Source organism: Pseudoalteromonas sp. McH1-7, assembly GCF_013366255.1.
Lineage (GTDB): Bacteria > Pseudomonadota > Gammaproteobacteria > Enterobacterales > Alteromonadaceae > Pseudoalteromonas > Pseudoalteromonas peptidolytica.
Genome location: NZ_JABWPQ010000005.1, coordinates 137987 through 149672, shown reverse-complemented (window position 1 = coordinate 149672; position 11686 = coordinate 137987). Strand labels below are relative to the sequence as shown.

The 11686-nt window shown below is 41.8% G+C and carries 10 protein-coding genes; 8 read left to right on the top strand and 2 right to left on the bottom strand.

Translation table 11 applies throughout. The features are described 5' to 3' along the window. Window positions 1-2: 2 nt before the first annotated feature. The gene (gene hisG / locus HUZ36_RS05475; RefSeq protein WP_176032284.1) at window positions 3-902 is read right to left on the bottom strand and encodes an ATP phosphoribosyltransferase; all 900 of its coding nucleotides are present in this window, start codon (window positions 900-902) and stop codon (window positions 3-5) included. A gap of 336 nt (window positions 903-1238) precedes the next feature. Between hisG and HUZ36_RS05470 the strand changes: the two genes are divergently transcribed. The 5 genes from HUZ36_RS05470 (at window position 1239) to HUZ36_RS05450 (ending at window position 6071) form a co-directional block, all read left to right on the top strand. After that, the gene (locus HUZ36_RS05470) at window positions 1239-1484 is read left to right on the top strand and encodes a hypothetical protein (RefSeq protein ID WP_176032283.1); all 246 of its coding nucleotides are present in this window, start codon (window positions 1239-1241) and stop codon (window positions 1482-1484) included. Between the two features lie 388 nt (window positions 1485-1872). Further along, window positions 1873-2424 (top strand): inclusion body family protein, encoded by a 552-nt coding sequence (locus tag HUZ36_RS05465; RefSeq protein WP_102058090.1) that lies wholly within the window; start codon window positions 1873-1875, stop codon window positions 2422-2424. A 792-nt stretch (window positions 2425-3216) separates the two neighbouring features. Beyond that, window positions 3217-5055 carry an ATP-dependent DNA helicase gene (locus HUZ36_RS05460; RefSeq protein ID WP_252096025.1) on the top strand — a complete coding sequence of 613 codons (1839 nt, stop codon included), beginning with the start codon at window positions 3217-3219 and terminating at the stop codon, window positions 5053-5055. Next, window positions 5045-5731 (top strand): tRNA (adenosine(37)-N6)-threonylcarbamoyltransferase complex dimerization subunit type 1 TsaB, encoded by a 687-nt coding sequence (gene tsaB / locus HUZ36_RS05455; protein ID WP_176032281.1) that lies wholly within the window; start codon window positions 5045-5047, stop codon window positions 5729-5731. Before HUZ36_RS05460 ends, tsaB begins: the two co-directional genes overlap by 11 nt. 43 nt (window positions 5732-5774) lie before the next feature. After that, window positions 5775-6071 (top strand): hypothetical protein, encoded by a 297-nt coding sequence (locus HUZ36_RS05450; RefSeq protein ID WP_176032280.1) that lies wholly within the window; start codon window positions 5775-5777, stop codon window positions 6069-6071. 142 nt (window positions 6072-6213) lie between these two features. Here the strand turns inward: HUZ36_RS05450 and HUZ36_RS05445 are convergent, their stop codons facing one another. After that, the gene (locus tag HUZ36_RS05445; protein WP_176032279.1) at window positions 6214-7506 is read right to left on the bottom strand and encodes an alkaline phosphatase; all 1293 of its coding nucleotides are present in this window, start codon (window positions 7504-7506) and stop codon (window positions 6214-6216) included. Window positions 7507-7680: 174 nt separating this feature from the next. Here HUZ36_RS05445 and HUZ36_RS05440 point away from each other — a divergent pair, with 174 nt between their 5' ends. The 3 genes from HUZ36_RS05440 (at window position 7681) to rnd (ending at window position 11639) form a co-directional block, all read left to right on the top strand. Continuing rightward, on the top strand, window positions 7681-8535 hold the full coding sequence (locus HUZ36_RS05440) for an alpha/beta fold hydrolase (RefSeq protein WP_176032278.1): 855 nt from the start codon (window positions 7681-7683) through the stop codon (window positions 8533-8535). Window positions 8536-8780: 245 nt separating this feature from the next. After that, window positions 8781-10433, top strand: coding sequence for a long-chain-fatty-acid--CoA ligase FadD (fadD, locus tag HUZ36_RS05435; protein WP_176032277.1), 1653 nt, complete (start codon window positions 8781-8783; stop codon window positions 10431-10433). Window positions 10434-10511: 78 nt separating this feature from the next. After that, window positions 10512-11639, top strand: a complete 1128-nt coding sequence (gene rnd / locus HUZ36_RS05430; RefSeq protein ID WP_176032276.1) for a ribonuclease D — start codon at window positions 10512-10514, stop codon at window positions 11637-11639. Window positions 11640-11686: the final 47 nt, after the last annotated feature.

The following is an 11686-nucleotide window of genomic DNA, read 5'->3' as shown; positions in this document are numbered from 1 at the left end:
TATTACTCCATCATCTTTTCTATTGGCATAACTAGAATAGAGTTTGCACCAAGCGCCTTTAACTCTTCCATGGTCTCCCAAAATAGCGTCTCAGAGCTAACCATGTGAAGTGCAACATATTCGTCGCTTCCGGCTAGTGCAAGCAAAGTAGGTTGACCCGTGCCAGGTAACAGTGCGCAAACTTCATCTAGCTTATTCTTTGGTGCATGCATCATGATGTATTTGCTTTCTTTTGCCTGTTTTACCCCCTTTAGGCGCGGCATGAGTTTATCGATAAGTGCAAGTTTGCTTTGATCAGTAAGCGCAGCATTTTGGATAAGACAGGCGTTAGATTCTAAGATGGTATCGCCTTGCATCAGTCCGTTGGCTTCAAGGGTTGCACCGGTTGATACTAAATCGCAGATAGCGTCAGCAAGTCCTGCGCGCGGTGCCACCTCTACAGAGCCTGTTAACATTACGACACTCGCGTCGATATTTTCACGCTTAAGGTACTGTTTTAATATTTCAGGGTAGGTGGTTGCAATACGCTTACCGTTAAACCAAGCTTTATCTTGTTGCCCAAGTTCTTGCGGCCAAGCTAACGCTAAACGACAAAACCCAAAGTCTAACTTAGCCAGCTTGTTTACCTCAGCACACTGCTCGTTACGAAGGCGCTCAGCTTGCGCCTCTTCTAGAACATTTTCACCTACAATACCGAGGTCACAAACCCCGTCCATCACTAAACCAGGAATATCGTCATCACGTACTCTCAGTACGTCAATAGGCATGTTAGTCGAGTGTGCAATTAAGCGCTGTTCACGCAGGTTTAGCTTTACGCCAAGTTGCTTGAGTAAAGCTTGGCAATCTTTTGAAAGGCGGCCTGATTTTTGGATTGCAATTCTTAAACGGTTACTGTTGCTCATTATTTATTTCCTAATTCTATAAACGAAAAACCCCGAGGCGGAACCTCGGGGCGAAATAAACTTTGACTATACTTTATGTTTCGCCGGAGGTTCCTTTAAGGAATAACCCACCAGCGAAATAACTGACAGGTTATCCCGTGTGATGATGATGGTGATGAAGTGCTGTCAGTGTGTTTAGCATAATGTTACCTTTGTAATATATCTGCTGTTTAAAAAGTTCATTTATAGATAAACATAATAATCTTCTCTTTGGCAACCATTTTTTAATGCAAATTAAAGAATAGCATATAACGGTCGATAATAAGTAAGTTCACCAGTAGGTTAGAGGAGGGATGTATGGACGCATTTAAACCTTTTTTAGGTCCAATTGTAAGACTCGATGTCGCACATAAATCAGCATTTCACGTTGCTGGTGTACAGCATTATAAAATTGAAAAGGTTAAAAAAGATCAAAAAACCGATGTCGAGCTTAGACATCAGACTGCTGAACATAAAAAAACTAAAGAGGACGATGATGAGAAAGACGAAGAAGAAAAATCGCACGAAGAACATAAAGGTGAGAATCTAGATACATGGGCGTGATCGTAAAATGTTTTGTTGCGTCTGTTAGTTTAAACTCACTTCACCTCGGTGCCAATACATTTCCAGAACTGGTAAAGATATTTTTCGTCTTCGCAATACTTAGACCAGAAAAACTACCGCCTTTCAAAAAGTTAGTAACCGCCACCTCCAACCACATTAAAAAAATAAGCCATTTTGTTTATAAAAGTGTAATGCCGTGTAATTCAAATCTAGCATTATCACGCCTATGTTTATAAGCGAAATGGTGGCTAGGATAAAAATTCTAGCCGGTAAATCCATTTTGACTTAAATGAACGAAAGTGATTCGATCATATGGTGAATGTGCAGGACGCCACAAGAGAGGGATCACTAATTTCTTGTAAATTTCATCCGATAGGAGAGGAATGTCATGTCAACATTAGAAGCATCTTCAGAAAGCATTAATGTGCTCATTGTTATTGATACAGAGTACGTGAAAGCGCATTATCCCCACCCAAGCCAAGACCAAAATAATCCCACACCTATAGATCATAACAGTGAGTTTATGATTGCTTCAGATCCCAGAGGTATTGTTAGTGGACAAGGTACCGCGGTACTAAACTTTAGAGCAAACGCTGGGGACAATGTTTCCTTTAGCGGCACGTCGATTTACGGCAACGCCGATGATGCAGTGATTATCTACGGGATCAAACAATTTGGTGGTACTCAGGTATTTAACACGTTTGTGACTAACAGCGTAAATCGCACTGAAGCAGCAGTTCCAAATGTTAATTCCGGCAACAATAATGGTTTACCAGCGGCGCATGTAAGCACAAACTTTATGACGCTGGATTCTAAGGTGCGAAACTCAGGCACTGAAAACTTTCAAGTTCAGTTTGCGTTATATACGCTTAGTTCAGATGGTCAAAGCCAGTCGCTTTTAGGATATTATCAATGGGATCCAACCATCACTGTTAGCTGAGCAAAGTAACTGTTGACCAAAATAGACTTATTTTGTACATATTTAAGCCGTGTAGCTAACTAACCTGAGGTTTGGATAAGGAATGTTCCAACTCATTGTTGCTAAAGCACAACTTAGTTTTCTCCTTATCTAGCCAGAGAGTTTTAGGGAAACACCGCTTCCGCGTCCTGCTCTCGCTAAGGTACCTACATCCTGTAGGCAAGGCGAATTCACTTCCAATAGCTGGCTATTGGAAGTGAATTCAACGCAGTTAGCGCTAAAACTGGCTGCTAGAAAGGCATTAATTATCCGCAGCTCAGGTTAACTAGCACGGCTTTTCCCTCAATCTTTATGCTCAACAAATTTCACTAGGGCCAGTAGCCACCACGTCAAGCCAAAGCTAATTTAACCTGACCGTTCACCATTTTACACTGGAGAAATAACATGCCGTATAAATCAGTAAAGAACCTTATAGCTTGATTCGTTGTAGGTCTGTCTGTGCTCGCGTTAGCCCCTGTGTTTTCCTGATAGTATAGCTGCTTTAGCATTTTATTTAAGCACTGCGCTTCTCCTCATTTGCTTGTTTACCATTTCTTCAGCTAATCACCGCAACTTTTAATTGAAGGCAATCATTGTCGGTGTCGGTATGCTGGTTTTGAATGATTACTTGCGATTTGGTGCTTAGCCACATACAATTTCGCGACCTGTCTGTTTGTAAACTACATTACTTTGGCTGTATCTACGACTTTCTCTTCTACGGGGCCTTTAGCCCAGCACTTCCCAGGCTATCAACCAAGGCAGCCACAAATTGATATGGCCGTAGCAGTGGAAGAAACCTTACAAAGTGGCGGCCAATGCGTCGCGGAAGCTGGTACCGGCACTGGTAAAACATTCGCATATTTGATACCAGCTTTTGAGAGCAAAGGTAAAATCATCGTCTCTACCGGTTCCAAAGCGTTGCAAGAGCAATTATTTCATCGGGATGTACCCACACTAAAAAAGGTACTCACCAGTGGTAAAAATGTAACTTTGTTGAAAGGTAGAAGTAACTACCTCTGTCCATATCGCTTAGCACAGCATGTAAGCCATGTACCAACCGATGATCCAGATGTCATGCACCAGCTTGCTATGGTGGCAAAATTTGCTTCTGAAACACAAAGCGGCGACTTGGCAGATTGTGTCGGTATCGAAGAAGACGCAAAAGTTTTACCTTACGTCACTTCAACGTCAGACAATTGCTTAGGTAAAGAGTGCCCTGACTACGAAGATTGCTATATCCGAAAAGCCAGACTAAAAGCCGCCGACGCTGATGTTGTGGTCATTAACCACCATCTATTTTTTGCTGATATGGCTGTCAAAGACTCCGGCTTTGCCGAGCTGATGCCAACCGCTGATTGTTATATTTTCGATGAAGCTCACCAATTACCAGAGATCGCCAGTGACTATTTTGGTGAAACCATCAGCACCAAAGCACTGCAGGCACTAATCAATGATATCAGAGTTATTTACCGCTCAGACATTCCCGATATGTTACAACTTGGTAAAACACTCAATAAACTCGAAACCAGTGTCGCAGATTTGCGCTTGGTTTTTGGCTCCGATGGTGCTCGAGGTGACTGGCGAGAGGCGCTGGCAAATAAACCAATTTGCGATGCAATGCACCGAGTGATCGGTAATTTAGACTTTCTCTATAAAGTGCTAAAGCTCTGCCTTGATAGAAGTGACAAGATAGAACACCCCTTTGAAAAGGTGATGAGCTTTAAAAATCAGTTTGAACGTGCATTTGACACTAGCCAAACCGGGTTTAGTTATTGGTTTGAAACCACAAGGCGGTTTTTATCTATCCACGTGACACCTCTTGATGTCTCAAGCAAATTTGCCGACATTATAAAAACTACAGAGGCAAGTTTTGTCTTCACTTCAGCAACTTTATCTGTTGATAATTCATTAGAGCATTTTAGTCGTAGCTTAGGGCTAAGTCCGACTTCACAGTTTATTGTGGAAAGTCCTTTTAACTACAAGCACCAAGCATTACTTTGTCTGCCGCGCTATCTCCCAGAAACCCGTGATGACTTAATGCCACATGCCCTGGTAAAGCTTGCCAAGCAAGTGATCAACGCAGCAAAAGGGCGCACATTTTTACTCTTTACTAGCTATCGAGCTATGCACTTAGTCTATGAAGGGCTAAACACCGCATTGCAATACCCGATATTTATGCAAGGACAAGCTTCCAAGCGCATCATATTAGAACAGTTTATTCGCCATGGTAATGCGGTACTGCTGGGCACAGCTTCCTTTTGGGAGGGCGTTGATGTACGTGGTGATACCCTAAGTTGCGTTATGATTGACAAATTACCTTTCGCATCACCAGATGATCCATTACTGCAAGCTCGAATGAGAGACGCTGAGATGCGTGGCTTAGAGCCTTTTGATGCAATACAATTACCTCAAGCTGTTATCGCTTTAAAACAGGGAGTTGGGCGTTTAATTAGAGATGCCAACGATAAAGGTGTACTGATTATTTGCGATAATCGCTTAGTTACGAGAAAATACGGCCAAACGTTTTTAAGTAGTTTGCCTAACATGTCTCGAACTAGAGACTTGAGCAAGGCAATTCGATTTTTAGAGAATATAGACAAAAATGAAAAATAACCTATTGGCCATAGACGCCTCCACTGAAGCACTCAGTATCGCCCTGCATTACGAAGGCAAGTTTATTCGCCATTTTGAGGTTTGCCCACAGCAGCACAGCCAAAAAATATTGCCGCTGGTGGAGAGGATTTTACGCGAAGCCGACATAACCCTTAACGAGCTTAATGGTATTGTGTTTGGCCGCGGCCCTGGAAGTTTTACCGGAGTGAGAATAAGTACCGCAGTGGCACAAGGACTGGCATACTCATCAGGGTTAAAATTAGTTGGTGTTTCTACCTTACACGCCATGGCACAACAGGTATGGATGGAAACCGGTAAAGATAGCGTAGTCTCAGCAATAGATGCGCGTATGGGGGAGATTTACCTTTGCCAGTACAATGGCCTAAACGGTAGAGTTATCCAAGCGACATCAGAAGAAACTGTAATAAAACCCGAAAACATAGACTTTAGTGTAGGCGGTGCGGTAGGTGTTGGAACAGGATGGCAAGCATTTCCTGAGCTTGCTTCGCAGCTTGCCTGTGAGGAGCTCGATAGCATTACACTACCAGACGCCTATTACATGCTATTTATAGCAGATGATGCCTTCACTAATGGATTATCAGTTGATGCTGCCGAAGCACAACCACAATATGTTCGAGACACGGTGACATGGAAAAAGTTGCCAGGCCGAGAATAAAGGCGTATTTTTAAACAAGCACAGTGTATTTAAGAGTTAAGCCGTGAAATTAAATTCAATAGTACAACAAGCTGGTACTTACCAAGTAAAACCACAGCCTAAACAGGCGGTGAGTCCTGCTATTGAAGAGGGAAATACTGCCAAGCTCAACACCGCCCAAATCAAAACCAGCGAAAAGGGCATTGCACTCGTTGAGCAATTTCAAGCGCAGCAACGCTCTACTATTTATGATCGTCCGAATTTTCGCACTGGGCAAGCCATTAGTGAATACAAAGCAATCGCCACGGAAGCAAGGCGAGATGAAATTAAAAATATGATTGGGGTGTCGGTTTACGCGTAATACCTCTAAAGCGTTTGAAGTAAATAAGGTCAGCACATGCTGACCTTATTTGTTTTTAAGCTTATACCAATTATTTTAATTAAGTGGTCTATTTTGAGGCGAGAAAATCTTGTCCGTCACTCCGCAACCGACAGAGGTGTCGTTACTTTTTAATAAACTCAATTAATTTATCGGCGATCGCAGTGTTATTTTGCGAACCAATAAACCTTTCTTTGCCCATACCGTGAGCAAAAACAGGCACATCGATTGCAGTATGACCGCTCGTTGTCCAACCAGTGAACGACGCATCGCTAATTGATTCTTTAACGACCGTACTCAACGCTTTTGGCCCTTGTGACAATGCTTCTTTTACTTTCAGTTCAGTCGCACTATCATACTCAAGCCCCGTCAGAGCTTTCCATGTAGCCTTTACATCTTTTGCATCCACGAGTGCTTTGGCTATCTCACCAGCAGAGCCCTTTACGTTGGCTATCACATCACGCTCCCAGCGATATTGACCATTTGCACCAAGAGTTAAGCCGCCTGTGGAGTGATCAGCTGTCACAACAAGAATAGTATCAGGGTTGCTGTCAACAAACGCTTTTGCAAGTTTGATTGACTCTGCAAAATCATCCATTTCACGCATCGCGCAAGCGATGTCATTTGCATGCCCACACCAATCAATCTGACTACCTTCTACCATTAAGAAAAACCCTTTGTCATTTTGGTTTTCCAATAACGATAGTGCCGTTTGGGTCATTTTCGTTAAGCGCTGTGGCTGTTCATCAATAGCAAACGCTAGACCGACCTCGGCAAATAAACCAATTGCTGGGACTTTATTTAACGTGTCAAGTTTGGATAAATCGTCTACGTATTGATAACCCGCTTCTTTGAACTCGTTAACCAAATTTCTGTCTTCGCGAATAAAGTATTTGGTACCACCACCGAGCATAAGATCGACAGGTAATTTACCTGCTATCTTGTTATCTACATAGTCATTGGCAATTTCGTCGTAGTTGCGACGAGATTCGTTATGAGAAGCAAAGCTTGCTGGAGTTGCATGATTAATTTGCGATGTCGCAACTAGTGCGGTTGTTTTACCTTTCTTCTTAGCAACTTCCAGCATGGTTTCTAAATGCGCTTTGTGAGTATCTACCGCAATAGCGCCGTTGTAGCTTTTTGTTCCTGTGCTCAATGCCGTTGCACCAGCGGCGCTGTCAGTTACAATCGTGTCGTCATCAGGGTAGGTATGCGCCATGCCGACTAAAATGGAGTCAAAAACGGTTGGTTCAACAACTTTTGTTGCAGCATCATCTTTAAAATATCGATATGCGGTTGTGTATGTTGGTCCCATACCATCACCTATCATGTAAATGATGTTTTTTGGAGCTGCAACAGTTGGAGCAGCAACAAGCATTCCTATCACTGATCCTAAAAGGCGAGTCTTAAAATTCATTGTTATTCCCGTGTACATTCATAAAGAAAATGTTTTATCTAAACTTTACTATTACTAAATTAATAACCAATTGTATTGAGCAAAATTTTCTACAAATCAAAGTAGTAAGTTCAAATATGTCACGGTAAGATAATAAATCAATGATGCAACGATGAACACAAAAAGAATTCTTTGATGTCTTTATATGCGATAAAAGAACAAAAAATCGGGCCATTTGCCTACCAAACATGGGGCAGTGGCAAGCAAACTATCATTTACCTCCATGGATGGCAGGATAACAGTAACAGCTTTTTACCGTTTCAACCGTTTTCTGAAGAGTTGTATACTCACATTGCGATTGACTTACCGGGGCATGGCCGCTCAGACTGGAAAAGTGAGGACGCTTTCTATTACTTTATAGACTACGTTTATGATCTAAAAAGTTTTTTAGATCTTACACAGCTAGCCCAGTGTCATTTCGTCGGACACTCGATGGGAGCGATGATAGCGAATCTATTTGCCGCTTGTTATCCAGAACGGTGCCTATCACTTGCCCTTATTGAAGGTGTTGGCATAGTGAATACGCCTGAGCCTGAAACGAAGAAACAACTCATCAACGCTTTTAATTCCCGAGATAAGCTAAAACAATCTACACCCAGAGTGTATCCTGATATAAATACTTTAGCACAGCTACGTTGTAAGGTCAGCGATGTATCCATAGACATTGCGACTTTACTCATGAATAGAAACACCAAACAACATAAGCAGGGCGTCCAACTTACTCTTGACCCTAGACTGAAGCAACACTCCGGTTTTCGCTTTTCAGTGACGCAAGCAAGGTCAGCACTTGAGGGGATTCCTGTACCTACTTTATTAATTTTGGCTGAGCAGGGTTTTGCAATGATTGATAAACAGTACCAACTATTTAAATCATGTTTTGATTCGCTAACAATAGAAAAAGTTTCAGGAGGTCATCATTGCCATATGGAAAACCCCGAAATATGCTGTAAGCTAATTGCACGACACCAAAGGTCGGTGTCAGTTTCTTAAAGCTTTAGATACCGACAGCGCAATACTTGGCTATTGATAAAAAAGGGAGTTCAAAGAATAAACTAATGAAGGAAAGAAATACCATTATGAGCGTTAAAGGCCACGTTTCAACAGCATCTTGATTGTAAATCCTCAAATATTGTGGGAACATGGCGGTTTTAGAGTATTTGCTCAATTGTTAAAGTGCCTTACATCGTTTATGGTTTAGGGTGAATATAAAAATAACGAGAACACAGGAGCTAAGAGTGGAAAAAATCTGGCTGAAGCGCTACCCAGAGGGTATGCCTGAAACTATCGACCCAGAGCATTACAACTCATTGCTTGAATTATTTGAAAAAAGTTTTGCCGATTATGCACAGTACCCAGCCTATTCGAATATGGGTAAAACACTGACTTATCAGCAAGTTGATGAAAAAACAAAAGCAGTTGCTAGTTATATACAAAATGAATTAAAACTTGGTCGCGGCGACAAAGTTGCTGTAATGATGCCGAATTTACTACAAACCCCAATTACGATTTTGGGTGTGCTGCGTGCTGGCTGTACGGTTGTAAATGTCAACCCACTATATACAGTGCGAGAGCTTGAGCATCAGTTGAATGACTCTGAATCAAAGGCCATTTTTATTCTTGCGAACTTTGCTCACACTTTAGAGCAAGCCTTGCCTAAAACGCAGGTTAAACATGTTGTGCTAACTGAAATTGGCGATATGCTGGGCGGATTGAAAAAGCACCTAGTAAACTTTGTTGTGAAGCACTTCAAAAAAATGGTTCCAGATTTTAGCTTGGCGAACACAATCCCTTTCAAGCATGTAATTGCAGCAGATCCTGCAAAATACAACAAACCAGATATTTCGCTTAGCGACCTTGCTTTTTTACAATACACAGGCGGAACAACTGGAGTTTCAAAAGGGGCGATGTTAACGCATGGCAATATGGTTGCTAACCTAGAACAAGTCTCTGGTTGTCTGGACAAAGTGTTAGACAAAGGCAAAGAGGTCGTTATCACGGCTTTACCGCTTTACCATATCTTCGCTTTAACGGCGAATTGCTTAACGTTTATGAAGTACGGCGGTCATAATATTTTGATCACCAACCCTCGTGATATGCCTGCTTTTGTTAAAGAACTTGCAAAATATCCATTTACAGCAATTACCGGCGTAAATACGCTATTTAATGGTTTATTGAACACACCAGGATTTGCTGATCTCGACTTTTCGACCTTGAAAATGTCCTTGGGTGGCGGCATGGCCGTACAACGACCTGTAGCAGAGCGTTGGCAGAAAGTAACCAAATCGAAACTGATGGAAGGCTACGGATTAACCGAATGTGCGCCATTAGTTACTATATGCCCGCACGATTTAGATGCGTATAACGGCTCAATAGGTTTACCAGCGCCAAGTACTGACATTAAGATAATCGACGAAAATGGTCATGAAACCCCTAAAGGTGAGCCCGGTGAGTTGTGCGTAAAAGGCCCACAAGTAATGGCTGGTTACTATAACCGACCGGATGCGACAGCTGAATGTTTAAAAGATGGCTGGTTTGCGACTGGTGATATTGCAACTTACGATGACGATGGTTTCTTCTATATTGTGGATCGTAAAAAAGATATGATTTTGGTATCTGGCTTTAACGTATTTCCTAATGAAATTGAAGAAGTTGTTGCGATGCACGAAGGTGTGCTTGAAGTTGCAGCTGTCGGCGTGCCACATGAAGTAAGTGGCGAGCAAGTAAAAGTTTTTATCGTTAAAAAAGACCCTTCTTTAACAGAAAAAGATATAATTGCGCATTGCCGAGATAATCTAACGAACTATAAGGTACCAAAGTTGGTGGAGTTTAGAGATGAACTACCGAAAACCAATGTAGGTAAAATACTGCGTAGAGCGTTAAAAGAATAACAAAAAAGCCGGCATCTGCCGGCTTTTTTATCGCTAACGATTTACACCGGTTAGCCACATAATTGCATGGGAGTAAAAGTGCAGTATCAAATCATTGAAAGCCAACAAGCGCTAGATGAGTTTGTAGCTAAAATTTCAACCGCAAAAGTACTTGCTGTTGATACCGAGTTTATGCGTCGTCGCACTTTATATCCCGAAATCGCGCTACTACAAATATTTGATGGAACTCATCTTGCTCTGATAGATCCATTAATTGAAATGGACTTTCAGTCGCTTTGGGCTTTATTTGCCAATACCGATATATTAAAGGTGCTTCACTCTCCTTCAGAGGATATTGAGGTCTTTTTGAAATTCGCAGGGTTTATCCCATCGCCAATTTTTGATACTCAGTTTGCACTACAATTATTAGGAGAGGGCAACTGCATTGGCTTTGCAAATATGGTGAAACAGCTAAGCAATGTCGATATTGATAAGAGCGAATCACGAACAGATTGGCTGCGCCGTCCATTAACGCAAAAGCAATTAGATTACGCTGCATCAGATGTTTTTCATTTACTACCATGCTTTCAGCAAATCCTTAGCCAAATCGAAGAAAAACAGCTATTTAACATAGTATTGAAAGAAAGTGAGCTGCTTGCACAAAAACGTAGCTTCCGTCAACCAGATCCACTACTTTATTTAGATATTAAAAATGTATGGCAATTAAAGCCAAGAGATCTCGCAATTTTAATGGAGCTGGCAGCTTGGCGACGTGCAAAAGCTGAGAAAAAAAACTTGGCGCTTAATTTTGTACTAAAAGAACATAATATGGTTGAGATAGCCAAACGCCGTCCAAGTACACTCGGTAGTTTGCGTAATGTGCCTGGGGTTGAGCCTATGGAAGTAAATCGATCGGGTAAGGAAATTCTTGCTTGCATTGAAAAGGGCAAGCAAATTGTCGAGCAAGATTGTCCACAACGCGTAAAGCGGCTCATTGATTTCAAAGGTTATAAAGCCGCATGTAAAGAAATAAAGCTTATCATCACTGAGGTCGCAAAAGAAAACCAGATCCCTGCTGATGTTTTCGCCTCTAAAAAGCAAATCAATCAAGTGATTAGCTGGTCGTGGAAAAAATCCGAGGCAGAAAAAAAGCTACTTATGAAACCTGATCTAGCATTAGGCTGGCGTGCTGAGCTACTTGAAGACAGGCTAAAGAACTGGTGGTAATAAAAAAGGGCTATAAAAGCCCTTTTTTCTATTTATACCAATTTCAC

Excerpts from the sequence above, each read along its gene's own strand:
- hisG (WP_176032284.1), bottom strand. The coding sequence starts at position 902 with ATGAGCAACAGTAACCGTTTAAGAATTGCAATCCAAAAATCAGGCCGC.
- HUZ36_RS05470 (WP_176032283.1), top strand. The coding sequence starts at position 1,239 with ATGGACGCATTTAAACCTTTTTTAGGTCCAATTGTAAGACTCGATGTC.
- HUZ36_RS05465 (WP_102058090.1), top strand. The coding sequence starts at position 1,873 with ATGTCAACATTAGAAGCATCTTCAGAAAGCATTAATGTGCTCATTGTT.
- HUZ36_RS05460 (WP_252096025.1), top strand. The coding sequence starts at position 3,217 with ATGGCCGTAGCAGTGGAAGAAACCTTACAAAGTGGCGGCCAATGCGTC.
- tsaB (WP_176032281.1), top strand. The coding sequence starts at position 5,045 with ATGAAAAATAACCTATTGGCCATAGACGCCTCCACTGAAGCACTCAGT.
- HUZ36_RS05445 (WP_176032279.1), bottom strand. The coding sequence starts at position 7,506 with ATGAATTTTAAGACTCGCCTTTTAGGATCAGTGATAGGAATGCTTGTT.
- HUZ36_RS05440 (WP_176032278.1), top strand. The coding sequence starts at position 7,681 with ATGTCTTTATATGCGATAAAAGAACAAAAAATCGGGCCATTTGCCTAC.